The 23,100-nt window shown below is 69.9% G+C and carries 23 protein-coding genes; 19 read left to right on the forward strand and 4 right to left on the reverse strand.

Annotated elements, in window-relative coordinates:
- Window positions 1-370 precede the first annotated feature (370 nt).
- The 15 genes from CW362_RS21905 (at window position 371) to CW362_RS21980 (ending at window position 13,403) form a co-directional block, all read left to right on the forward strand.
- Window positions 371-835, forward strand: a complete 465-nt coding sequence (locus CW362_RS21905; protein WP_103551211.1) for an SRPBCC domain-containing protein — start codon at window positions 371-373, stop codon at window positions 833-835.
- Window positions 832-1,176, forward strand: coding sequence for an ArsR/SmtB family transcription factor (locus CW362_RS21910; RefSeq protein ID WP_103551212.1), 345 nt, complete (start codon window positions 832-834; stop codon window positions 1,174-1,176). The genes CW362_RS21905 and CW362_RS21910 overlap by 4 nt, the downstream gene beginning before the upstream one ends.
- A 10-nt stretch (window positions 1,177-1,186) precedes the next feature.
- Entirely contained in the window at window positions 1,187-1,624 is a 438-nt protein-coding gene (locus CW362_RS21915; RefSeq protein WP_103551213.1) for an SRPBCC family protein, read from the forward strand.
- 327 nt (window positions 1,625-1,951) lie between these two features.
- The gene (locus tag CW362_RS21920) at window positions 1,952-3,136 is read left to right on the forward strand and encodes a cytochrome P450 family protein (protein WP_103551214.1); all 1,185 of its coding nucleotides are present in this window, start codon (window positions 1,952-1,954) and stop codon (window positions 3,134-3,136) included.
- A 251-nt stretch (window positions 3,137-3,387) separates the two neighbouring features.
- Window positions 3,388-4,338 (forward strand): MerR family transcriptional regulator, encoded by a 951-nt coding sequence (locus CW362_RS21925; RefSeq protein WP_103551215.1) that lies wholly within the window; start codon window positions 3,388-3,390, stop codon window positions 4,336-4,338.
- Window positions 4,339-4,526: 188 nt separating this feature from the next.
- The gene (locus CW362_RS21930; protein ID WP_103551216.1) at window positions 4,527-4,820 is read left to right on the forward strand and encodes an ArsR/SmtB family transcription factor; all 294 of its coding nucleotides are present in this window, start codon (window positions 4,527-4,529) and stop codon (window positions 4,818-4,820) included.
- Window positions 4,817-5,212 (forward strand): VOC family protein, encoded by a 396-nt coding sequence (locus tag CW362_RS21935; protein ID WP_103551217.1) that lies wholly within the window; start codon window positions 4,817-4,819, stop codon window positions 5,210-5,212. The genes CW362_RS21930 and CW362_RS21935 overlap by 4 nt, the downstream gene beginning before the upstream one ends.
- A gap of 132 nt (window positions 5,213-5,344) precedes the next feature.
- Window positions 5,345-6,082, forward strand: coding sequence for a phosphotransferase family protein (locus tag CW362_RS21940; RefSeq protein ID WP_103551218.1), 738 nt, complete (start codon window positions 5,345-5,347; stop codon window positions 6,080-6,082).
- Between the two features lie 317 nt (window positions 6,083-6,399).
- Window positions 6,400-6,822, forward strand: coding sequence for a DUF6153 family protein (locus tag CW362_RS21945; protein WP_103551219.1), 423 nt, complete (start codon window positions 6,400-6,402; stop codon window positions 6,820-6,822).
- A 102-nt stretch (window positions 6,823-6,924) separates the two neighbouring features.
- Window positions 6,925-7,587: a DUF305 domain-containing protein gene (locus CW362_RS21950; RefSeq protein WP_103551220.1), complete on the forward strand. Its 663-nt coding sequence runs from the start codon at window positions 6,925-6,927 to the stop codon at window positions 7,585-7,587.
- 408 nt (window positions 7,588-7,995) lie between these two features.
- Window positions 7,996-8,748 carry a hypothetical protein gene (locus CW362_RS21955; RefSeq protein ID WP_162684171.1) on the forward strand — a complete coding sequence of 251 codons (753 nt, stop codon included), beginning with the start codon at window positions 7,996-7,998 and terminating at the stop codon, window positions 8,746-8,748.
- 72 nt (window positions 8,749-8,820) lie between these two features.
- Window positions 8,821-9,093: a hypothetical protein gene (locus CW362_RS21960; protein WP_103551222.1), complete on the forward strand. Its 273-nt coding sequence runs from the start codon at window positions 8,821-8,823 to the stop codon at window positions 9,091-9,093.
- A 175-nt stretch (window positions 9,094-9,268) separates the two neighbouring features.
- Complete coding sequence (locus CW362_RS21965) at window positions 9,269-11,923, forward strand: LuxR family transcriptional regulator (RefSeq protein ID WP_162684172.1); 2,655 nt, start codon at window positions 9,269-9,271, stop codon at window positions 11,921-11,923.
- A gap of 137 nt (window positions 11,924-12,060) precedes the next feature.
- A complete protein-coding gene (locus CW362_RS21970; protein ID WP_103551224.1) occupies window positions 12,061-12,408 on the forward strand; it encodes a hypothetical protein in 348 nt (115 codons plus the stop codon).
- Between the two features lie 59 nt (window positions 12,409-12,467).
- On the forward strand, window positions 12,468-13,403 hold the full coding sequence (locus CW362_RS21980) for an aegerolysin family protein (RefSeq protein ID WP_107502016.1): 936 nt from the start codon (window positions 12,468-12,470) through the stop codon (window positions 13,401-13,403).
- 268 nt (window positions 13,404-13,671) lie between these two features.
- On the opposite strand, the gene CW362_RS21985 is transcribed toward CW362_RS21980, so the two are convergent.
- Window positions 13,672-15,492: a caspase family protein gene (locus CW362_RS21985; RefSeq protein ID WP_103551227.1), complete on the reverse strand. Its 1,821-nt coding sequence runs from the start codon at window positions 15,490-15,492 to the stop codon at window positions 13,672-13,674.
- Window positions 15,489-15,881, reverse strand: a complete 393-nt coding sequence (locus CW362_RS21990; RefSeq protein ID WP_162684173.1) for a hypothetical protein — start codon at window positions 15,879-15,881, stop codon at window positions 15,489-15,491. The genes CW362_RS21985 and CW362_RS21990 overlap by 4 nt, the downstream gene beginning before the upstream one ends.
- A 1,189-nt stretch (window positions 15,882-17,070) precedes the next feature.
- Between CW362_RS21990 and CW362_RS21995 the strand changes: the two genes are divergently transcribed.
- Window positions 17,071-17,364 carry a hypothetical protein gene (locus CW362_RS21995; RefSeq protein WP_103551229.1) on the forward strand — a complete coding sequence of 98 codons (294 nt, stop codon included), beginning with the start codon at window positions 17,071-17,073 and terminating at the stop codon, window positions 17,362-17,364.
- A 23-nt stretch (window positions 17,365-17,387) separates the two neighbouring features.
- Here CW362_RS21995 and CW362_RS22000 read toward each other — a convergent pair whose 3' ends face one another.
- Window positions 17,388-18,317, reverse strand: a complete 930-nt coding sequence (locus CW362_RS22000; RefSeq protein WP_162684174.1) for a trypsin-like serine peptidase — start codon at window positions 18,315-18,317, stop codon at window positions 17,388-17,390.
- Window positions 18,318-19,109: 792 nt separating this feature from the next.
- Here CW362_RS22000 and CW362_RS22005 point away from each other — a divergent pair.
- Together CW362_RS22005 and CW362_RS22010 are read left to right on the forward strand one after the other, a co-directional pair.
- The gene (locus tag CW362_RS22005) at window positions 19,110-20,762 is read left to right on the forward strand and encodes a M6 family metalloprotease domain-containing protein (protein WP_103551231.1); all 1,653 of its coding nucleotides are present in this window, start codon (window positions 19,110-19,112) and stop codon (window positions 20,760-20,762) included.
- Window positions 20,763-20,780: 18 nt separating this feature from the next.
- Window positions 20,781-21,086, forward strand: a complete 306-nt coding sequence (locus tag CW362_RS22010; protein WP_103551232.1) for a hypothetical protein — start codon at window positions 20,781-20,783, stop codon at window positions 21,084-21,086.
- 77 nt (window positions 21,087-21,163) lie between these two features.
- Here CW362_RS22010 and CW362_RS22015 read toward each other — a convergent pair whose 3' ends face one another.
- On the reverse strand, window positions 21,164-22,150 hold the full coding sequence (locus CW362_RS22015) for a 5'-nucleotidase (protein ID WP_103551233.1): 987 nt from the start codon (window positions 22,148-22,150) through the stop codon (window positions 21,164-21,166).
- 200 nt (window positions 22,151-22,350) lie between these two features.
- Between CW362_RS22015 and CW362_RS43395 the strand changes: the two genes are divergently transcribed.
- A complete protein-coding gene (locus tag CW362_RS43395) occupies window positions 22,351-22,833 on the forward strand; it encodes an HAD family hydrolase (protein ID WP_162684175.1) in 483 nt (160 codons plus the stop codon).
- The last annotated feature ends 267 nt before the right edge of the window (window positions 22,834-23,100 follow it).

A 23,100-nucleotide genomic window follows, 5' to 3' on the forward strand; every position in this document is an offset into this window, starting at 1 on the left:
GGAGTCACCAGGGGCTTGACGGCCCGGGTGCTGCGGCCTCGCGTAGGGATCCGGCGGAAACTGTGATCTGGTCATGGCGCGGCCTCGAGTGCGTCGTTCAGGGAAGATCAGGCCATATTGCCGCCCAGACACCGCACTTGTGCGACTTTCAGGTAAATCTACCGAATAGATCATGCTGGATCGATTCGCCCCGCGCGCCGTTCCAGTGCGACACACCCCCGCACCCTCCCCGCGGACCCAGGGCGCGCATGGACGAGCAGGCGGGGGTCACCGCACGGACCCGGCACCCATGAGCAACCTTCGGTTGCGAAAGACGTCACCGTCGCCTATCGTGATACGCAACCAAAGGTTGCGAAAGGTGGCTGCGGACATGGAGTACGGAAGCATCGAGCGCGAGCTGTACGTCGACGCCCCGCCCCAGGTGGTGTTCGATGTGCTCACCACCCCTGAGCACATCCGGGACTGGTGGAGCGCGGAGACCGACTTCGAGGCGGACCCCGGCAAGCCGGGCAGCCTCACATGGACGGACGAGAGCAGCGGCGTCCGCAAGTCCGTGCCGTTCACGGTCGTCGAGTCCGACCCGCCGCACACCCTGTCGTTCCGCTGGACCCACGACGAGGGAGAGACCGCGGACCCCGGCAACTCGCTGCTGGTGACCTTCGAACTCGTCCCGGCCGGTGAGGGGACCACACTCCGTTTCCGGGAGAGCGGGTACCGCGAACGCGGCTGGGAAGCCGCCGTGCTCGAGGCGCACTACAACGACCACCGGCAGGGCTGGGACTTCTACCTGCCCCGTCTGGTCGCAACCGCCAAGCAGGTGGCGGGCGCACGATGAGCACCGGAATCGACGACGACCTGTGGTCGGCGATCGGGGACCCGACCCGGCGCCGCATGATCGACCTGCTGCTGGCCGAGGGGCAGGGCACCGCGACGACCCTCAGCGCCCGCCTGCCCGTCACCAGACAGGCCGTGACCAAGCATCTGACCGTGCTCGACCGGGCCGGCCTCGTCCGGTCCACGCCGGCCGGCCGGGAGCGGCGCTACCACGTCGACGAGGCGCAACTGGCACGCGCAGTAGCCCAGTTGCAGTCGGTGGGCACGCTATGGGATGCCCGACTGCAGCGCGTCAAGAGCCTCGCAGAGGCGATCCGACGAGCCGAGAACACGAAGAAGTGAGGAGATCGAGATGGCGGACATCCTGCACCGGGTCGGCACCACGGCATCCCGGGACACGGTCTATCAGGCACTCACCACGGTCGACGGTCTGGCCGCATGGTGGACGACCGACACCAAGGGCAGCGACGGCGACATGTTGCGGTTCCGCTTCGGCGACGTCGGCGGCTTCGACATGAAGGTCCTCGAACTGCGACCGGACACCCGGGTGCGGTGGGAGGTCGTCGACGGACCCGAGGAATGGATCGGCACCACGGTGACCTTCGACCTCAAGCAGGAGGGCGAGTGGACGATCATCCTGTTCGCGCACGAAGGATGGCGCGAACAGGTGGAGTTCATGAACCACTGCACCACCAAGTGGGCACTGTTCCTGATGAGCCTGAAGTCCCTGGCGGAGACGGGAGCCGGTGCGCCGCACCCGCACGACGTACGGATCAGCGACTGGCACTGATCCGCACCCCGCGAACGGCTGCCACCCCCGGCACGCTCGCACGATCAGCGCGCTCCCCCCAACGAATCCAGCGCGTTCCCCGGACCGTTCGGCCCTCAACTCCACGCAACCGCTCGACGGTTCCTCCGCATCGGAGGTCCACCTCTCGCTGGAGGACGAGGAGTTCCTCCGCCTGGCCATCGTGATCGGCCTCGCCCGCTCGCCCGCCCGGGCGGGCGGATGCCGCATTCCGGCCATCGTCCTGGTGGACGATGCGTCACCGGCTGCGAACGAGTTAGCGTGCGGAGGACAGGAAGATCAGGAAGCGCCACGGCAACGGGGGCACCCATGGGCATCATCGACCTGACGGCCTACGGCGAGCGCTTCACCGCCGACCCGCACCCGTTCCTCGCCGAACTGCGCGAACAGGGGCCGGTGCACAAGGTGCGCGATGCCGGCGGGGGCGAGTTCTGGCTGATCGTCGGCCACGAGGAGGCACGAGCCGCGCTCGCCGACCCCCGGCTGTCCAAGGACATGCGGAAGCTGGGCTGGATCACTGATGACAACACCCTGATCGGACGTCACATGCTGATCGCCGACCCGCCCGAGCACACCCGGCTGCGCAAGCTCGTCAGCCGTGAGTTCACCCCGCGCCGGGTCGAGGCCCTGGCACCACGCGTCCAGGAGATCACCGACGGCCTGATGGACGCCATGCTGAAGCGGCCCGACGGGCGGGCCGACCTGGTCGAGTCGTTGGCGTACCCGCTGCCCATCACCGTCATCTGCGAGCTGCTGGGCGTGCCCGACATGGAGCGCGAAGAGTTCCGGCGCTGGTCCAACGAGGTCGTGGCGCCCACCGGCGAGGAAGCAGCCGGCCGGGCCTTCGGTGAACTCGCCTCCTTCCTGAAGTCGTTGATCGAGGACAAGCACCGCAGTCCCGGCGACGATCTGATGAGCGCGCTGATCCGCGCCACCGACGAGGACGACGACCGGCTGACGCCTGACGAACTCGTGGGCATGGCCTTCCTGTTGCTGGTGGCAGGCCACGAGACCACGGTCAACCTGATCTCCAACGGGGTGCGCGCCCTGCTCACCCATCCCGGACAACTCGCCGCGCTTCGGGCCGACATGAGCCTGCTCGACGGCGCCGTCGAGGAAATGCTGCGCTACGACGGCCCGCTGAAGTCGTCGACCAACCGTTGCACCACCGAGCCCGTCGAGATCGCCGGCACCGTCGTCCCCGCCCTGGAACCGGTGCTGATCTCGCTCGCAGCCGCCCACCGCGACCCGAACCGCTACGAGGAGCCCGACACCTTCGACATCCGCCGCGACGCCCGCGGCCACCTCGGATTCGGCCACGGGATCCACTACTGCATCGGCGCGCCCCTGGCCCGCCTGGAAGGCCGGATCGCCCTGCGCTCGCTGCTGGAACGCTGCCCCGAACTCGCCCTTGACGCCCGCCCGGCGGCGCTGGAGTGGCTGCCGGGAATGCTCATCCGCGGCACTCGCACCCTGCCCGTGCGATTCGCCTGACGAACGAACCGTTGCAGCCGCCCGTCCCCGGCCCGGGAGGAGGCCGTGAGGACGCGTCCGGCACACCGCTCGGCCGCCTCGCACGGACCTGCGCCGCATGGGCCTCGGCACGCGAACCCGGACGGGCACGACGCTGTCCGAGGACTCGCGCCCATGCCCGGCGGCGAGCGGTGGCACATGTCGCCGCCCTCGTCGGCCGAGCCGGAAAAAGGCCTTGAGTCTCCAGTGACTGGAGACAGCAGAGTGGGGACATGGACGTTACGACCCTCTACTCGATCGGGGAGCTTTCCCGGCGGACCGGCTTGTCCGTGAGAACGATCCGGTTCTACTCCGACTCGGGGGTGGTGGCGCCGACCACCCGAAGTCCCGCCGGCTATCGGCTCTACGACCTCGACGCGCTGCTCCGTCTGGAACTCGTCCGCACACTGCGCGAGCTGGGCATGGACCTGCCCACGATTCAACGGGTACTGGACCGCGAGCTCTCGTTGGCAGAAGTCGCCGCGGCACACGCCGACGCCATGGACGTCCAGATCCGGGCGCTGCTACTGCGCCGGAGCGTTCTGCGAGTCGTGGCCGGACGCGGGTCCAGTCCCGAGGAGACCAAACTCATGCACAGGCTCACGCAGTTGTCCGGCGAGGAACGCCGACGTCTGATCGACGATTTCGTGCACGGCACCTTCGGCACGGTGGATGCCGACCCGACCGCGATGGCCATGGTGCGCGCTGCCGCCCCCGACCTCCCCGATGATCCGACCGGCGAGCAGGTCACCGCGTGGGTGGAACTCGCCGAACTGGTCGGCGACGAGGACTTCCGTACCCGGATGCGCCGGACAGCCACGCGCCAGGCCGCCGGACGCGCGCTCGGCATCGAGAGCGAGGCCGGCGGGGAACTGACGGAGTTCACCCGTCAGAAGGTGGCCGAGGCCATGGAGGCGGGCGTGGACCCGCTCAGCGACAGGGCCGCGCCGGTCGTCGACGACCTCGTGCACCGCTTCGCCGAGGTGTTCGCGCGCACCCCTGACACGGAATTCCGACACTGGATGGCGCAGGAGTTCGAGGAGGCGCACGATCCCCTGGTGGATCGGTACTGGCGTCTGGTGTGGATCGTCAACGGCTGGCAGGTGGTGCCGAACCTGATCCCGGTGTACCCCTGGCTCATCCAGGCCCTTCGAAATGACCGCACCGCACAGTCACCGCGGTAAAAACCGCCCCGGATGTCCGGATCGAGGACGCGTCGCAGGCGGCGCCGCAAGGGGCGGCCCGACCTGGAACGACACGGCAGACGCACTCCTTCCCGGGTGACCGCCCGGATGCTGATCCGATCAGGCTCGGCCGGCCCGCGCCGGACACCGGCTTGATAGGCAAGCCACCACTTGCCTATGGTGGGCTCGTGCCGGACGATGTCTTCAAGGCCCTTGCCGACCCCACCCGCAGAAAGATCCTCGACGAGCTGACGGAGCGGAACGGTCAGACCCTGTTCGAGATCTGCGCGCGCCTCACGACCAAGCACGGCCTGGGATCGTCCCGCCAGGCGATCAGCCAGCACCTCGCCGTGCTGGAAGCCGCGGGTCTGGTACGGACCCGGCGCCAGGGCCGCTACAAGTTCCACGACCTCACCACCGAACCGCTCGAGCAGATCGTTTCCCGATGGCTCAAGCCCGATGCACCGGAGACCGGAAAATGAAGATCCACCTGTCGAGCGTCTGCGTCGACGACCAGGACAAGGCCCTGCGCTTCTACACGGAGGTGCTGGGGTTCGTGAAGAAGCACGAGGTCCCGCTCGGCGAGCACCGGTGGCTGACCGTGGTGTCGCCCGAGGATCCCGAAGGAACCGAACTGGTGCTGGAGCCGGACAGCCACCCCGCGGTGAGGCCGTACAAGGAAGCGCTGGCCAAGGACGGCATCCCGGTCACCTCCTTCGCCGTCGACGACGTGCACGCGGAGTACGCCCGCCTGCGTGAACTGGGGGTGGAGTTCACGCAGGAGCCGGCCGAGATGGGGCCGGTCACCACCGCGGTGCTGGATGACACCTGCGGCAACCTGATCCAGATCGCCCACACCAATCAAGTCCCCTAGGCGAAAGTACGGGCCTGATCCGGCCGGCGGTCGGTGTCGTGCACGCGGCCGCCTGCCGACGGGACGTGGTCGGCCGCGCGGTCGCGCGGTGAACCCGGCGCCGTCGACGGTCGTCCCGGGATACTGGTCGCCATGGATGAGGTGGAGGTCGTCGTCGCCCATTCCGAGCGTGCGACCCTGCGCGTCGGCGACGTGTTCCTGAAGGTGGACGCCGATCAGGCGCGCGTCGACGTCGAGGTCGAGGCGATGGCCCTGGCGCCGGTCCCGACCCCGGAGGTCCTGTGGCGCAAGCCGCCCGTGCTCGCGATCGCCGCGGTCCCGGGGACGGCACTCGGCCGCCTCGGCGAGCCGTCGACCGCGTCGCCGGTGGCGTGGGCCAGGGCGGGCGCCGCCGTGCGGGAGCTGCACGAGGCGCCGTTGCCACCCTGGCCCGGCCGGGGCCTCGACGAGCTGGCGGCGGATCTCGACGGCGAGTGCGCGTGGCTCGTGACGAACGGCGTCCTGCCCGCCGACCTGGTCACCCGCAACCGCCAGGTCGCCGAGGCCGCGCTCCGGCCGTGGACTCCGGTGTTCACACACGGCGACCTGCAGATCACCCACGTGTTCGTCGACGGCGACGAGATCACCGGCATCATCGACTGGTCCGAGGCGAGCCGGGGTGACGCCCTGTTCGACCTCGCCACCTTGACGCTCGGACACGAGGAGCACCTCGGCGACGTCGTCGCCGGCTATGGCACCGACGTCGACCTCGACGTGATCCGCGGATGGTGGTCGTTACGGAGCCTGCTGGTGATTCGCTGGCTGGTCGGGCACGGCTTCGACCCGTCCGCGCCGGGCTGCGAGGTCGACGTACTGAGATCCCGGATGTGAGGCCGCGCGGACCCGACTGATGCGCGGGCGGCGGTGTCTGCGCAGTGGCACGATCGCTTCACGCCGGAGGGTTTCCGCACCCGGCCTGGGCCGGTGCGGTCGTCGGCGTGGTCCCGGTGGGACACCGTGACGTTCGGCTCGACGGTGTGTGGCGGATCCTCGAGTTCGAGGCCGTGAGCGGCGGCGCCGGGGCAGGAAGCGCTGTGTGGCGACACGGGCGAGGGGCGCATCGGCCAGTCGGGGAAGGACGATGTGGGATGAGGCACTCGGCCGAGTGTTCGGCCGCCGGGCTGGAGGAGATCTCCTAGGATGAGCCCATGATCTCCAGCGCTCGCACCGACTCCGGGGCGAGTTCTGTGCGCTGGATGTGGCTGGCCCTGGCCCTGGTGGCGGGGGTGCTGGGCATGCACGCCCTCTCCCCTGCCGGTATGCCGGCTGCGGGCCGGCACGACGTGATGATGTCGGCCGAGGCTCCCGGGCATCACCTCGCACCCGTCCATGTCGCCGGTGCGGACTGCCGGCATCTGTCCGATGCGGGCGACAGCGGCATGGCCATGGACCACGCCGGCGGGACATGCGCGGCAGGCGGTACGTCCACTGCTTACGTGCCGCCCGCGCTGATGCCCGGCGTGACCGCTCGTGTCGAACCTGCGGCGACCGTCGGCGGCGGCCCGGCTCCCGGACCGGTCGACGGCCGCGCACCGCCCGATCTTTCCGAGTTGCAGCTCCTGCGGATCTAGAGGCTCCCGCACGACACCCTCTGACGGGGTGGCGTGCTCCGGCCTGCATACATCCGTATCCCCCGCGCGTGGGCGCGGGCACTTCAAGGAGTTGTACCTCTCATGGCACTTCGCCGTACCCTCCTCCGCCGGACCGTGGCCCCGGCCGCCGCCATCACCGCAGCGGTGGTGCTGGCCGCCTGCGGCAGCAGCGATTCCTCCTCGTCGGAGCACACGGGCCACGACATGGGGGCGATGTCCACCGCCGGCCCTTCGGGCACCGCTTCTGCCGCGCAGGGCGGCCACAACGCGCAGGACGTGTCGTTCGCCCAGGGGATGATCCCGCACCACCGGCAGGCCGTGGCCATGGCCGGCCTGGCCGCCTCCCGGGCGAAGTCCCAGCAGGTGAAGGACCTGGCCGCGAAGATCGAGCAGGCGCAGGATCCTGAGATCGACACCATGTCCGGCTGGCTGAAGGCCTGGGACGCGAAGGTCCCGGGCACCAGCCCGTCCGGCACTGAGGACATGCCCGGCATGGACCACTCCGGCTCAGCGATGCCCGGCATGATGTCGAGCGGGGACATGGCCGAGCTGAAGGGGCTCTCCGGTGACGCCTTCGACAAGGCGTTCCTGCACATGATGATCAGCCATCACGAAGGCGCGATCGCGATGGCGAAGACCGAGCGGGCCAAGGGCTCCTACGGCCCCGCCACGACGATGGCGAAGTCGATCGTCACCTCGCAGTCGTCCGAGATCACCGGCATGGACGAGATGCTCGGCAACTAGGGCGTGTTCCGGAAGTCCGCCCCGTCGTGACGCACGGCCCCGTCGTGACGCACGGCCCGGTCGCCGCGCCGGGTGACATCCGGCGGCCAGAACGATCGGGTGGCTGGACGCATGCGGGGCCGGGGAGACCGTGCCCGAGGCCGGTGGGTCCGAACTCGTCTTCTGTACGGACGAGTTCGGGCCGCCGACCTCCGGTCCCACCGGATCGAGGCCCGGTTCACTCGTGGTCGGGGCGCTGCCCGGGGCACGATCCGTGAACGAGCGGTCCGTCGGCGTAAACCGGTTCACCGGTACGACGTCCGTCTGGAAGCCTGGCCCTCCCCGGCGATCGACGGGGCGGGGGGACGACGCCGGTGGCGGGTCTCCGGCGGAGTGGGGCGGCGTGGAACTCGCGAGGAGGTGTCCGTGGTGCGGGACGAGACGTGGGACGGGTGGCTGCGGCAGTCGCCGCCGGGAACCGAACTGCTCGTATGGTGGCAGGAGGCACGGGACGGGATGCGTCGGGTCGGCCGGGACGCCTATCGGGAGCGCCTCGTCGACCTCTTGTCCGCCGCGTCCCCGCGCGACTGCGCGGCGGCGGGGTTCGGGTGCACGCGGCGCATCGATCGCGCCTGCCGCGAACCGTCGGTCTGCCGACTGGATCCTGCCGTGCCGTCGGCCGCCGAGGAGGAGGTTCCGCATGGCGAGCGTGAGGGTCCGGTCCGGGGTGCCTGCGGCGGATTCCACGGTTTCCGGGCGGACTTCGAGGTCCATGTACGGTTCAGCGGTGGCGACGACCGGCATCGCGCGGTGTTCTGGCGCGACACGTCGGCGTCGGCCGTGCGGCTGTGGGTGGACGGTGTCCCGGTCGGTTCCGGGACCGGTCCGGACTCGTACGGGCACTGGCTCGACGGCAGGTTCCTGGTGGTGCGGGTGGAAGGGCCGGACGATCATCCCCGGCAGTCGTACGGGCCGGGGACGCTGGTCACCGGTATCGTCTCCGTCCTGATCCACGACGCCGCCCACGGTTCTGCTCGGACACTGGTCCCGGGACCCCACGAGACGTGGACCGATCCCCAGGTGGTCCTGGCCGGTGAGACCCTGCGGGTGTACGCGACCCGCGAGGCCCGGGCCGCCGACGTACCCGACCGGATCCTGCCGGTCCGGCCGGCCCCGGAGTGACGGCGGGAACTCCCGCGGTCGTCCCGTACCGAATCCCCGCATCCATCCACCGACGGACCGCAGGAGCAGCAGGTGGGCGGGCGGCTGGGGAACACCGTGCGGCTGTGGTCCCAGGAATACCGTATCCACCGCCAATGGCTCTGGCCGAAGCTGCTCTTCACGGTGACCGCCGACGGGCGCACCGTCCTGCGGGTCCGCGAGCGGTTCAGGGGCAACGGTGGCGCCCGCGTCTTCGACACGCACAGCGACGCCGCACTCGACCCGGTCGTCACGCTCGCCCTGCTCCTGCTGGAGGGACGCCCCCACAGGATGGGCCTCGGCCGTGGCGGCTCCACCCCGCCCTGAGCCACCGCTCTCCCAGGCCCCCGCGTCGTCTCCGCCCCCACAGGAGGGAAAGGGGCCGGAGGGTGTGGGCCTCACGGCACCCCGGCCGGAAATATGACCGATAGCCGACAGCTCCTCACTCTCCGGAATGCCATCTACCTCTCAGGGAAGATCGGCACGCCGCGGGAGGGAACGAGTGGGGAACCCGATGGCCGAACGGGGCGAGGCAGCCGCCCTCGCGGAGGAGGCGGGGGCGTCCGCGCGAGCCGGGACCGGGCGCTGGCTGTTGGTCAGAGCGCTGCCCGGCATGGGTCGCACCGCCTTGCTCGACGAAGTGGTCCGGCGGGAGTCGGCGCGTGGAGCGATGGCCGTCCGGCAGGCGCGCGGTTCGCGCGAGGAGGGGGCGTTCCCGTTCGCCCTGTTGCGGCAGCTCTTTCCGGTGACGGAGGAGGAGATGCCCTTCGTCTGTGAATCCTCCGCGGCCGAACAGCGGACATTTCACCGTCTTCTCGTCGAAGTGGCCCGGGACGCCCGCCGAAAGCCCCTGCTGCTGGCCGTCGACGACCTGCACGAGGCCGACGCACCGTCGAAGCGCTGGCTCGGCTACCTGGCCCGTCGGCTCGCGGGACTGCCGGTGTTCCTCCTGCTGACCGCGAGCGCCGACGGGTTCGTCGGCCCGCTGCCCGAGGCTGCCGGAACCACGTCGCACCTGGACCCGCTCAGCCCGGCCGCCGTCCGCCGGCTCGCCGGCAGCGCCGCGGCGGCGGCGCACGGCAACCCGGCCCTCGTCCATGCCCTCCTCGCCGACGCGGCGGGCGGGCCCGGACCGAGCCGCTACGGCCGGACGGTCGCCGGCTGGGTCCGGTCCGCCGACCCGGTCGTCCGCGCCCTCCTCCTCGCCCTGGCCGTCGCCGCGCAGCACTGCCCGCACCCCCGTGCCGTGATGCGCGAAGTCGCGGCACTGGGCCCGGAGTTCCGCACCCCGCCGGCCGGCGCCGACCACCTCGCGCGGATCCTGTGCGAGCCGTCGGCCCGCGAGGCCGCCCTCGGCGCCGCCCATCCGGCCGAACTCGCCGTGATCCGCGGCCGGATGGCGCGCGAGCTCGACGAGAGTGGCGCGTCCGCAGCGACCGTCGCCGCCCATCTCGTGCACCTCGACCCGCTCCCGGAGCGGTGGATGACACAGTCCCTGGAGGACGCCGCCGAGGAAGCGCTCCGCGAGGGCCGGACGGCGCAGGCCGTCGCCTTCCTCCGCCACGCGCTCACCGGCCCCCTTCCGGTGGGCCGCCGCGCCGACATCACCCTGCGCCTGGGCGCCCTCGAACTGCGCCACAACGCCGACGCCGGCGTCCGCCGCCTGCGCGCCGCCCTGGAGTTGCACGCCGATCCGGGCGACCGCGCCGCTGCCGCATCGGCCCTCGGCACGGCCCTGGCCGCACAGGGACGGACGGAGAGCGCGCTGAAGGTCCTGCACCGCGAGAACCGGACGGCGGACGACGCCGGGTGCGCCGACGCCCTCCGCTCGGTCACCGCCCTCATCGCCTCGCACGACGCCGTCGCCTGGCGTGACGCGGTGGCCGGGATGCGGGAGTCGGCGGTTACCGCGTCCGCAGCGACCGAGCCGCTGATACGCGCGCTGGTCGCCGAGTACGACGCGGGGGCGGGCCGGCTGTCCGCAGCCGCGGTGCTCGACCTGGTGCTGCCGCGGCTCGCGTCGCCGGAGCCGGTCGAACCGAGGATCCGCACCGCCTGGCTCGGCAGCGCGGCCACCCTGCTCCAGTGGGCCGACCGGCTCACCGACGCCCGTGCCCTCGCCGACGCGTGCCTCCCCGCGCCGCCCGCCCTGCCCGACCCGGCCGACGTCGGCCACCAGTGCCTGGTCAGTGTGCGGGCCGAAGCCGCCCTGATGGCCGGTGACTTCGGCCGTGTCCTCGCCGAGAACACCCCGCTGCTGGACGCCTGCACGGAACGCGGCATCCGCCTGACCCACCTCACGGCCATGGTCGCCCTCGCCCGGCACGAACTCGGCGAGCACGAGGCGGCCTGGCGGCTCCTGGGACGCGGCGGAGCGGAGAACCCGGACAGTTCCTGGGAGTGGAACGAACTCCACTACGCCCGAGGTGTCCTGCACGCGTACGAGGGCGACCACCGGGCGGCACTCGACGCCTTCCTGGCCTGCGGGGCCGGTCAGGACGCCCGCGACTTCGTCAGCCCGGTGGCCACGCCGTGGCGCTCCGGTGCGGCCCTGGCGCTGGCGCGGCTCGGCCGGCCGGTGGAGGGCCGCGCGCTCGCGGACGAGGAGCTGGCGCACGCCCGCACCTGGGGCACCCCGCGCACGGTCGGCCGGGCGCTGCGGGCCCGTGCCGCCGTGGTCGGCAGTCGGCAGGCGCTGGAGTCGCTGACCGAGTCGGTGGCGTTGCTCCGGACGGCGCCCGCGCCCGTGGAGCTGGTCGAGTCGCTGCTGGACCTGGGCCGGGCACGGGTCCAGGTCGGCAACCGACGCAAGGGAAGCGCCGATCTCCGCGAGGCGTACGACCTGGCGGTCCAGCTGCTCGCCCCCTCTTCCACCGGTCGGGGCAGGGTGGTCGTCGAGGCCCGGGACGCCGTCGCCGCCAACGCCACCCGCCGAACGTGCCGGACGGCGCCGGTGGACGGCGACAGCCCGCTCAGCCCGTCCGAGCGACGGATCGTCGGCCTCGCCGTCCAGGGCCGGACGAACGTGCAGATCTGTGCCGAACTCCACCTCTCCCGCCGCACGGTGGAAACCCACCTCACCAACGCCTACCGCAAGCTCGGCGTCACCCGCCGCACGCAACTCGTGGCCAGGCTCGCGGAGTTCGGAGCGACCTGAACCGCGAACGCGCACGGTCCCGGAACGGCTCGTGGTTTTCCACGATGCCCGCCGTTCCGCCGGCCCGGCAGGGTGGGTCGTGCCCGGTGCACCACACCTCCACCCTCCGCCGGGCCGGATGAGAAAGGCACACGGAGATGCCCGTCCCCACCCACCCCACCGTCCGACGTCTCCTCGGCACCGTCGGCTTCACCGTCGTGGCGGCCGTCATGGCGGCCGGGGCCCTCGCCCCGCCCGCCACCGCCGCCGATTCCCCCGCGGCGGCCGCCGCGTCCGCGGACCCGAGTCGTTCGGCGATCGCGGCGCAGGCTCCCGCGGCCGCACCTCGGATCGCCGCCGACTTCCGCCACTGGGGCGGCTCGTACCCCGACAAGGCGTCGGCCGAGGCGGCCGGTGCGCTGCTGATGCTCGCCGGCACCGCCGCGGCTTACACGGTCGAGTACATCTGGACCCACGGCTCCGAGTGGGTCCTCTGGTACTGGTAGGCCGCGAGCGCCGCGTGATCCCTCCCGTCATCCCTCCCGACCGAAAGGTGACCGTCCTGATGAGCACGAAGCGCCTGCCCCGAACCTCCGCCGCCGGTACGCCCCGCGCGGTGGCCACGTCCCTGGTGAGCGCCGCCCTGGTGATCGGCGGCCTCGTCGCGGCGGCCCCGGCCGCCCAAGCCGCCCCGGCGGTTTCCGCTCCCGTCTCCGCGTCCGCGGGGCAGGACGCGGCCCGGCCAGCCGCGGCCCCGTCCGCCGCGCGCAGCACCGGCGTGACGGTGAACAACTACAGCAGCAGCGGCATGCAGCGGGTCTGGGCCAGCCTCGCCCACGGGTGCTGGACCGACGGACAGCTGCCGACCGACTACCTGCCCAGCGGCAAGTCCACCGCGTGGGGCAGTCAGTCCTGCGGCTTCATGACCGGCACCGAGGGCGAGGCCGACTTCGCGGTCGACGGCGGGCAGGTCAAGATCCACTGGGACAACCCGTGGGCGGGTTCCAACAGTTACTCCTGCAGCGTCCCGGACGGCTACTCGTGCACGCGTAACGGTGGCAGCGGCGACAACGCCAACGTCGCCTTCACGGTCACGGGCGGCCCCCGGCGGCTGAAGGCCCTGACGAAGGCTCACAGCCCGGCCACCGCCCAGGCCGCGCGCAGCACGTACGTCACGCTCAACAACAACACCGGCAGTCTGCTCGGTCGCACCTACGACCGCCTCGACGGGGGCATCTGGACCGACAACCAGCTGCCCCCGGGCAACATCCCGCCGGGCCGCAGCGGTTCGTGGCAGAGCGAGTCGGACGGCTTCATGACCGGCACCGAGGGCGAGGTCCAGTATCTCCTCGCCGGGGCCGGCTACGTGACCGTGCACTGGAACAACCCCTACGCAGGCTCGAACAGCTACTCCTGCACCGTGCCCGCGCACCACACCTGCTCGCGCACCGGTGGCGGCGGCAACAACGCGACGGTGGCGTTCACCGTTTCCCACGACTGACGCTTTCCCCGGCAGGTGGCCCGGCCGTCGCGCCGGGCCACCTCTGCGCGCGTCTGCCCGCCACCTTTCCCGGGCGTCACCGGCCTCGGCTCGTCAAGGCGACGCCGGTTCGTGGGACCGCAGGACATCCGTCCCTGGCCGACTTCCGGCGGCAGCCCCGTCGAGCCGGTGAGGGTGCGTCCGTACGGGCAGCGATGTCTCCGGTGAAGGGGTGTCCGTCGGTGGTGGGAGTCGCACCGCGGCCTTCGGTGGATCCCGCCGGGGTGGTTCAGGCCCAAGCGCTGCCCACCAGATAGGTGACGCCTATGAGGACGGCCAGGATCAGCGTCGGTATCGCCAGCCATTTCACGACGGAGGTCAGTGTGTGCGCGGTTTTCCCCGCTCGCTTCGTGTAGTGCTCCTGCCGGGCTCCCAGATCGTGCCGGGCAAACGCGCCGATGACGAGCGCCACCGCACCGGTGATCAGGCACAGGATGAGCGGCAGGAACATTCCCTGCTCGCGGACGTAGTACTCGATGTCACCGGTCGCCCCTTTGTGGCTCCGTTCCGACACGGCCATCGCCGCGGCCTGGATGGCCCGTATGAGTGTGGAGACCGCCGTGACGGCGAGGGCGAGAGCGGCACCGGCGAGGACGGGAGCGCGGCGGGACGGGGACGGCTGGTCCGTGCGTGTCCGAGGTGCGGGGGTCACGGGCGGTGGCTTGAAGCGAGGCGGGTTGTAGGGAGACTCGAGGATCACCGTGTCCTGCGTGCTCTTCGGTCCTTGCGGCGGCCTCGTGGGGCCGTTGGAGGACCCGGGTCCTGGCTCCGTGCGGAGTCCGGGCCCGGGTGCCGGGCCCACCACCGCTTCGACGTGGATCACCGACTCCTCGGCCACCCCTTTCAGCACGATGTCGCCGGACAGGCGCCCCTCGGCGGCCGTGTCGATGTGGACCTCCAGACCGCTCAGGGTCGGATCGACCCGCAGCCACGGCTTCTGGGGCTGGGCCATGCAGTGACGGGCCAGTGGCGGGCCGTGCATGGTCACGGCCTGCTTCCGAGACGGTGAGCCCCTCGGGAGCAGGCCGAAGTCCAGGTGGTCCGGGGAGGGTGCCAGGCGGATCTCGTTCAGGGCCTCGGTCGCCAGTTCGGCGATCTGCTGGATGTCGTTGCGCGCGACCTCCGCCAAGTGCTGACGCGCCCCTTCCGCCACGGGCAGTTCCGTGTGCCGCAGTCGTTTGTGCAGCTCCATCACGGCACCCTGCCGCGTGAGGACGTCCTCGCTTCTCATGGCCGCTTGCAGGGAGAGCGGCGAGGGAACGGCGACGATCTTGATGCGGCCGCGCCGGCTGTGCGCCAGATGCAGCTCTCCGCGCATCTCCGCCGCTTTTTTCGGCGTCTGATGGGGGTTCTGCTCCCGTACGTGTCTGTAGACATACTCATACAGGTCGTCGAGGGAGACTTCCCCGTCCGTGTCGAGGTCGGCTTCGCCGGTCTCCAGACCTTCGACCACCGCGTGCGTGAACACCGAAGGCTGCGAAGCGGAGTCGTCGGCGAGCCGGCCGCCCTCGAAGGCGTACTCCATGGAGTCGGACGCGGTGATGACGGCCCAGCCCCGCCCGCTGGCCGGCTCGTCCTTCGCGAACGACTCCAGAACGTTGACTTCCCCGGAAGCGCGTACGGAGGACGATCCCCGGGAGAAGGCACCGCCGTAACAGCAGTCGAGGAACAGGACCGTACGGCCGGCCCGGGTGCTGGACATGCAGCTGCGGACGAACTGGGAAGGGACAGCCGTGGCCGCCAGCAGCGGGGGTTCGGTGTCGCTCGCGGCGAAGTACAGCTCGCCGGACTCGCTCTTGAGGCCGTGGCAGGAGAAATGCAGCAGGAGCGTGTCGGCGCGACTGCGGTCGTTGAAGAAGCCCTGGATACGTCTGCGCATGAGGTCGGCGGAGGCGTTGTGCACGACCCCCACCTCGAAATCGCCGATCTGTGGGTCGTGCAGCACTTTCTCCAGAGCCGCAGCGTCCTGGGCAGGCGCCCTGAGTTTCTTCAGCCCCTGGTCGGCATACTGGTCGTTGGCGATGATCAGCGCATGTCTGGAATCCGTCATGGCTCGGATCCCGCCGGTGAATGGCGTTGGAGGAACATCTCGAACGCCTCCGTAACTTGCTCGTCGGTCGCCTTGCGGATCTCCAAGACGTCGCCGTCCATCTGCAGGTGCAAGGACGGGTGCGCGTCATGGTGTCGGCCCAGCCACGACCGGATCACGGTGATCACCTGGTTCAGGGCGTTCGTCGAACTGCCCAGGGTCACCAGCAGGGCACCGATCTCGGTGCCGCCCACGGCCCGCGCTCCGGGCGGAACCTCTGCGCCGGGGAGCGCCGTGACGTCGTCCACGTCGAGCTCGAGGAGTTCCTCGCGCAGATAGCGGGTCAGCTCCGCGACGCGTTCGGCTTCCGCGTCCTCCTCGGCAAGGAGGATCTGCAATTTGTTCTCCACCGGATCAGCCCCTCTGGTCGCGCTCGTCGGAGCGGCGCAGAGTCGGAACGGTGATGGGCTCTACGTCATCATTTACAGTTTGTGCTGTTCAGAGCCGGGTGGCAAGCCCCCGACAGCGGAATGAATTTGACGACTCAACCGTAAAGTTTCTCGTTCAACTTGAGATTGCCGACCGTCCGTCCATATCAGTTACCGTGAGGCCAATTCCTCAATCGTCGCGGATACTCCCTCCCCGTTTCGACCAGTCCGCATCAGGCGGTATTCGCCCTTCCGTGAGGATCGCCCGGTTCCCGCGACGGGCGGCATCGAGCTCTCTCGGCGCTGCCGCTCCAGGGTGAGGACAGCAGCGGCAGTCGCCCTCACGTGACGATGAGCGTGGCGACCCACTCGACCAGCGGGTGCGGCAGGACGGGGAACCAACGCGGCTCCTGTGCCGACGGGTTGGGACGACGGTGGTCGGCAGCGGGACCCTCTGCACATCACAGACAGTGCAGTGTCGGGGGGAGGGGCCGGTGCGGCCCCTCCCCCTGGAGGCCGGCCGCCGACCTTCCAGTCGTGGTCATAGGGGCACCACAGAACCTGGAACGGAACGGCTCCTCCACCGGCCACGGCAACGGCCCCTGGCCGCCTCAACCAGCCTCGGTGACATCGGTGTTCAGCTGGTCAAATCCGACACACGCGACCTCGGCCACAGCGACAGCGACAGCGACAGCGACAGCGACAGCGACAGCGAGCCTGCCCGTGTGACAACTGGCGCGCTTCGGCTCAGCCGACACTCGATCAGCGGCCACTTCGAAAAGAGCTCAATGAACCGCCACCACGTAGGACACCGCCTCGGATGCGGCGGAGACGGTGCCGCCGGCGGCCGCAGCGCCTGAGCGATGCCGGACGGCGGCGGTGGACGACAAGGGCAGGGTGGAGCAGATTCCGTACGAGCCGTGTGCCGGTGGGCGCTGCGGAACGCACTGCGACGTCGGGAGATCTGGATGGTGGGGGGCGACCCGGTGGTGCAACCCCGAGGACAACCTGCCGGCGGACTTCGAGCCCGTCTGACCCCGTGGCCCCGGCGCGGTGCTTCCGAGGCGATCGGCACGCAACGGCATTATCGGCAACGATACGTCCGCCACTACGCTGGAGTCGTACGAGTGGTACACGTACCGACGCGTGCCATGCACCTCAGGAGGCGACGATGTCCGATCCGATTCCCCCCGCCGACTGGGAGGAACACTTCGGTTCCGGTCCCCGGCCGGCCCCCGAGGACGTGGTTCCTCCTCGGCCGGACGTCGTACAGGTCACCCGGACCGAGGACGCCGAGGATGCCGAGGAGGACGAGAGCCGTACGGCCGCGCACCCCGGCAGTGGCCTGCCGGCGGAGGCGCCGCCCCTGCCGGCACCGCAGCCGCGGCCCGGGGAGCAGCCGCGGCCGATGTGGCGGCGTCCTCCCGGACAGCAGGACGACAAGGGGGAGCCGACACGCAGGTGACGGCTCCCCGAACGGAGGGGAGATCAGGGTTCGACCGTACGCGCGTGGGCGACGAGTTCCCTCAGCGCGGACCCGCCTCCCGCGGCGTTCGGACCGCCCGCCATGCCCCAGTTCTCGGCGCTCTGCTCGGCGACCACGTGGGGGCCGGCCTCTCCGTTCCACCAGCCGAAGTACGGGCCGCCGGACTGACCGGGGAAAATGTCGTTGCGGTGCATGATCCGCAGTCCGTTCCGCCCCGCGAAGGTCTCGCCGACCGTGCTGTCCATGACACCGTTCGCGGTGTAGACCGGCCGGAGACTTGAACCGATGTCCCCCGGGTAGCCGATGTGCGACCAGTACGCCTGGCCGTTCCAGGTGGACACGTAATCGTGTGCGCTGCCCATCCAGCCGGTGGTATCCCCCAGGGGGCTGCTCAGCACGCAGACCGCGTAGTCGAAGGCGGCCTCGTTGGACGAGATGCCGTCCGATCCGTTCACCCGCTGCCAGAAATAGATGCGGGTGACATTGGCGGATCCGAACGGGGCGCTCGTGTCGTACTGCATCGGAGTGAAGGTCATCCAGTCGGCGCTGCCGTCCGCGCGCCAGGGCACCACATGGCTCGCGGTGACCATGTGACGGCGTCCTACCATGACGCCCGATCCCGAGCCGCCGGGAACGGCGACACGTCCGCAGGTTCGCCAGGGGTAGCTCGTGTCGTAGATCACCGTGCGGGTGTCCGGCGGGAAGACCGTGGTCGGCTCGCCCCTCTCGTCCTGCGCGCCTGCGGCCCGCCTCCACAGCGGGGCCCGGGCCCCCTCCGGCCGCAGCAGCTGCGGTAGCGCGCGCAGCGGTGCGCCCTCGGGCCGGTAGGGCTCGTTCCCGCTCTGTCCCTCGGACCGTTCGGCGAGATCGGCCTCGGAAACGATGACCACCTCAGGGCGGGGCGGGAATTCGTGCTCGGTAGCCTCCTGCACGGACGCCGCGCCTTCAAGGGCAGAACCCCAATCCTCTGGCGGAATCGGCTGAGACATTTCTACCTGTCCTTTCGATGGGGAGAAGTTCGAGCACACATTAGGGGTAGATGGGCGCGAAGGGCGCACGACGGAAAAGAAGTCGCCGAGAACCACACGTCCGGCCCTTTCCACCATTCGAGAAATGCTGTGCTCCGAACAGCGGACAGGCCGGGGAAAAGGTAGTGCCGCAGCCACGATTCCGGCCTTCAGAAAAACTGGAGCCGGACCGTACGGACCATGTGCGAAATATGCGCAAGCGATACCGCCTGAACCGCTCGGCCGGGGGAACCGGTTCGAGACCGACCGGCGGAGAATCCGGCCCGGACGGCCGTCGTTCTCACGGGTGATCCCCATGGCGCCAACCGGCCGGTACCCCTGCACGCACCCGGACGACGGCCCGGCCCGGAACGGCGTCACCGCTTCCGGAGACCGGGGCACGTCCACGCATGTGCATGGTGTTCGAACGGCGCGGACACGAGTTCACGGACGATTCTCATGCCCGAGTTCGTCGCCGTTGACGCAGACCGCTCCCACATGTTTCGGGCGCCGCAATTCCCTGGGTCGATTTTGCGGCGGACCGCGGCATCCACCCCTACCGTCGCGGTCTCCGCGCGGAATCGCCGCAAATTTGTCACCGCTTCAAAAATTCGCAATTCAACCAGGAACGATCGCCTTTGACAGATCCCTCCGCCGCGCGCCTACTGGAGAAGAGAGAAAAAAGAACGCGATTTCATCAGCAGAAGGAGCACTGTGATGACTGAAAGCTCTGTTCTCAGGAGTTCCGCGGCCGCCGTGTGGTCGGATTTCTGTGCCGTCTGCCCCAGCCCGGAGGCACGGGACAGGATGAACGAGGAGCTGCGGAGACTCCAGGACGCGTCGCCGATGGCCCGGCAGTTCGTGCCGGGCGGGCAGCCGCGGATGCGTGGCTTCGACGACAACGTCTTCCTTCCTCCCGAGGTGTTCGCGGCCGGCACTCCCTCCGGGGTCCTCCGCAGAGCGGCTGCCGAACGTACCCCGCTCAGGGGCACCGTTCGGGTGATCGTCGTGCTGGTGGACTTCCCGGACAAGGCGATGACCGAGAGCAAGGAGCACTTCGAGAAGCTCCTCTTCTCGGAGGGCGAGCTTCCGCACGGCAGTGTGCGCGACTACTACCGGGAGGTCACCCATGGTCTGGTCGACATCGTCGGCGAGATCATCGGTCCCGTACGGTTGCCACACAAACTCTCCTGGTACGCGAACGGGAACTTCGGCATCGGCAAGCCGACCGGAGAGCCCCGTGCGCAGCTCATGGCGCGTGACGCCGCGATAATCGCCGACCCACTGGTCAACTACGCGCCCTACGACAACGACGGCAACGGATTCGTCGACGCCTTCATGATGCTCCACGCCGGACGCGGCGGTGAGGCCACCCTCGACCCGAACGACATCTGGTCCCACAAGTGGGTCCTGCCCAACACCCTCCACGCCGACGGCGCCAACATCTTCGCGTACCTCACCATCCCCGAGGACTCCAAGATCGGCGTCTGCGCCCATGAGCTGGGGCACCTCCTCTTCGGCCTGCCCGACCTGTACGACGCCGACGGAAGCTCCGAGGGTGTCGGCAACTGGTGCCTGATGGGCGGCGGTTCGTGGGGTGGCGACGAAGGGGACGTTCCGACCCATCCGTCCGCCTGGTGCAAGCTCCAGCAGGGCTGGGTGGACCAGGTCGACGTCACCGAGGGCGGCAGTATCACGCTGCCCAACGTGCAGGTCAGCCACCAGGTGCACCGGCTGTGGACCGACGGGCTGCCGGGCAAGGAGTACTTCCTGCTCGAGAACCGCCAGCAGATGGGCTACGACAACTCGTTGCCCCACCACGGCCTGCTCTGCTGGCACATCGACGAGGGCCAGCCGGACAACACCGCCGAACCGCACTATCTGGTGGGTCTCGTCCAGGCGGACGACAAACACGACCTGGAGTGGGGCCACAACCGCGGCGACGACGGCGACCCGTATCCCGGGACCAGCGCCAACACCTCCCTCACCCCGGCCAGCCGGCCCAGCTCCGAGTCGTACGACGGAGTGCCCACGGAGGTGTCCATCACGGACATTTCGGAGTGCCGCTCCCTCATCACGGCGTCCGTCTCGGTGAGTGCGACGCCTGCGGGCCAGGCCCCGGTGGGTCCCGTCGGTGCCCGAGCCCGGGAAGCGGAACTCGGACTGCCCGGACTGGCCCGGAGCGTCGACGACCTCCGGCAACGTCTCGCCGACCTGGAGCGGACGGTACGACGGTATCCGTGGGAGAGCGTCGAGGCCTATCTGAGGGAGGTCACACGCCCGACCCCGGCCGGCAGTGAGCAGGCCGGCGCGAAGGGCGGCGGCAGGGCCAGTGGCACGTCCCGCTTCGACGCCTCGCGCGACCACTGACCGACAGGGCGGTCCGTCATGGTCCAGGTGATCGAAAACCGTACCGCCCTGACCGTACGGCTGCTCTCCAAGGACACCCACCACCGCCTGGCCGGCTGGGACCAGGCGGTGGTGCACGTCCTCGAGGCCAGGGAGGTGCCCGGCTTCGCCGACCTGCTGTCCCGCCATGTCGGGCAGCGTCTCGAACTGGCCGTTCGCACCGAACTGCTGACGGACGCGGAACCCGGCGACACGATCCGGCTCCGGGCCCGGGTGACGGGACCGGGCCAAGTGGCCGCCGAGAACCGTCCGGCACCCGAAGACTTCGTCGTCCAACACGGGTAGGCGGCGTGGGGCCCCGGTGACGCAGCCTGCGTCACCGGGGCCCCACGCGTGCGTGCGACACCCCTCGGTACCACTGATCACGGGACAGCGCCGGACGATTCACCGTCTCGAATCCGATGATCAGGCGCTCCGACGCCCGGTTCGTTCATCTTCCCGAAGGGGACATGCACACTGGGCGTGTTGCGGGAGGTGCCCGTGAGGTGGCCGACCTGGTCGTCGAAGAAGATGTGCGGTTTGAGGACCTCCATGATCGTGCTCTTGTCTATACCGCCGAGGAAAAAGGCGTCGTTGACGGTCACGCCCCAGTTCTTCAGGCTGCGCACCGGGCGTTCGTGAGCGGGTGCGGCGCGGGCGGTGACGAGGGAGACGTGAACGCGAACCTTGTAGTCGGCGTCGACTGCCCGTCGTTCTTGTTCGCACCTCTGGAGCCGGTTGACGCCTGCGAGGAAGTCCCGCAGGGGGCCCGGATCGTGCGGGGTGGCGGCGTTCGTCGTCTCGTGGGCGCGAAAGCCTTCGATGCCGTCGGCCTGATAGATCTGTTCCGAGGCGTCGTCGGCGAGGACTCCGTCGAAGTCGAAGGCGATCCGCAGGTCCTGGTCGTCGTCCTCGTCCGCCACGGCGGGGCCGAGTACGCGGCCTGCGGGCAGCCCGAGCGTGACGGCCTCACGAACGTCGTCCTCGTTCGCGGACAGGAACAAGGACATGTTCAGGACCGGCATGAAGCGGTAGGGCGAGCGCCCCTGCATGAAGATGGCCCGGTTGATCGGCAGATCGTGGGACTGGATGGACCGCATGACCCGCAGCCCGGTGTCGGGATCGTTGCGGGACAGGATGATGACCTCGACCAGAGGATCGTCCGGTGAGAGGTCGTTCAGGGACAGCAGACGGCGGATGAAGGGGAAGGCGACTCCTTTGTCCAGCGTGTCGTGCAGGTGCTGCTCCTGGTAGGCGCGGTAGGCGTCCTCTCCCTGATCGCGGAAAACGGCGTCCGCCTCTGCCAGGTCGAACAACGCGCTGGAGGCGATACCGACGACCAGGCGGTTCTCGAGTCCATAGGCGGCCACGGCATCCTCCTGAACACCATCCCATGCAGACTTTCCAATGATGCTCTCCTCGAGTCCCCGTGGGTTCAGGTTCGTTCTGACACGGAAGTGGCACGCCCCGGGGACCGTGCCACGGCCCCTCGACGCGCCGCTCCGGGAAGACCCTGTCGTTCCCGGAAACCCCTTGGCGACCGCGTCGGCCGGAGGGTTACCGTGCCCGCATGGACCGCCTACGCCGTGCAGCGATGAACCTGGTCCTCGGGGAGCAGCCCACCGAGGACCTGCCGATGATCGCTGCCCTGGCATTGGCCGACGGCCTGGAGGGCCCGACTCTGGTCGAGCTGGCAGGCCTCTCTCGACGTGACCCGCCCGCCGACATCCGCGACCTCTTCGTGCAGGCCATGGCAGAGCTGGAACGCCCCCTGCCCGGAGTAGAGGAAGCCTGGCGCGAACGGATGCTCGACGCGGCACAAGGCATGCTCAACGGCTCCCTCACCCACTTCGAGGCCGGCAACGAGATCTATTGGTGCGCCTGCCACCTGGAGCGAACGGGCAAGGCCACGGAACTGGTGCTTCTCTTCATGGGGTTCTGGAGCAACTGGGAAGACCGGCCGGACGAACGGGCTGCCATCGAGAAGGACATGCGAGTGGCTGCCGCTGACCTTTTGCGCAGCCATGGCGAGCAGGTACCGGAGCAGGCGTGACGGCTCGTCAGGCGCGGTCATCTCCTGATCCGTAGTCCTATTACGCCTCGGCTGATCGTCCATCGCGATTCGGCGTCGACCATTGCCGTTCGTGCTTGCCGATGTCAGCCGCCGCACTCGGTCTTTGCAGGGTGGCCGGCCTGCGCGACACCGAGTTGCTCGTCGGTCTTGCCGCAGAGCGAGCAGGACGGAGGGTCCGTCCCGTGCTCCTTCCACTGGGGCCATGGAGCGGGCGTACAGCATGCGCCCGTAGGTCCGCAGGAGGCA

Origin of the sequence: Streptomyces populi, assembly GCF_002911015.1 — a bacterium.
Lineage (GTDB): Bacteria > Actinomycetota > Actinomycetes > Streptomycetales > Streptomycetaceae > Streptomyces > Streptomyces populi.

Bases quoted from the DNA above. Each gene is read 5' to 3' on its own strand.
- CW362_RS21970 (WP_103551224.1), top strand. From the start codon at position 12,061: ATGCCCGTCCCCACCCACCCCACCGTCCGACGTCTCCTCGGCACCGTC.
- CW362_RS21905 (WP_103551211.1), top strand. From the start codon at position 371: ATGGAGTACGGAAGCATCGAGCGCGAGCTGTACGTCGACGCCCCGCCC.
- CW362_RS21980 (WP_107502016.1), top strand. From the start codon at position 12,468: ATGAGCACGAAGCGCCTGCCCCGAACCTCCGCCGCCGGTACGCCCCGC.
- CW362_RS21940 (WP_103551218.1), top strand. From the start codon at position 5,345: ATGGATGAGGTGGAGGTCGTCGTCGCCCATTCCGAGCGTGCGACCCTG.
- CW362_RS21950 (WP_103551220.1), top strand. From the start codon at position 6,925: ATGGCACTTCGCCGTACCCTCCTCCGCCGGACCGTGGCCCCGGCCGCC.
- CW362_RS21935 (WP_103551217.1), top strand. From the start codon at position 4,817: ATGAAGATCCACCTGTCGAGCGTCTGCGTCGACGACCAGGACAAGGCC.
- CW362_RS22005 (WP_103551231.1), top strand. From the start codon at position 19,110: ATGACTGAAAGCTCTGTTCTCAGGAGTTCCGCGGCCGCCGTGTGGTCG.
- CW362_RS22010 (WP_103551232.1), top strand. From the start codon at position 20,781: ATGGTCCAGGTGATCGAAAACCGTACCGCCCTGACCGTACGGCTGCTC.
- CW362_RS43395 (WP_162684175.1), top strand. From the start codon at position 22,351: ATGGACCGCCTACGCCGTGCAGCGATGAACCTGGTCCTCGGGGAGCAG.
- CW362_RS21925 (WP_103551215.1), top strand. From the start codon at position 3,388: ATGGACGTTACGACCCTCTACTCGATCGGGGAGCTTTCCCGGCGGACC.
- CW362_RS21920 (WP_103551214.1), top strand. From the start codon at position 1,952: ATGGGCATCATCGACCTGACGGCCTACGGCGAGCGCTTCACCGCCGAC.
- CW362_RS21985 (WP_103551227.1), bottom strand. From the start codon at position 15,492: ATGACGGATTCCAGACATGCGCTGATCATCGCCAACGACCAGTATGCC.
- CW362_RS21910 (WP_103551212.1), top strand. From the start codon at position 832: ATGAGCACCGGAATCGACGACGACCTGTGGTCGGCGATCGGGGACCCG.
- CW362_RS21915 (WP_103551213.1), top strand. From the start codon at position 1,187: ATGGCGGACATCCTGCACCGGGTCGGCACCACGGCATCCCGGGACACG.
- CW362_RS21945 (WP_103551219.1), top strand. From the start codon at position 6,400: ATGATCTCCAGCGCTCGCACCGACTCCGGGGCGAGTTCTGTGCGCTGG.
- CW362_RS21995 (WP_103551229.1), top strand. From the start codon at position 17,071: ATGTCCGATCCGATTCCCCCCGCCGACTGGGAGGAACACTTCGGTTCC.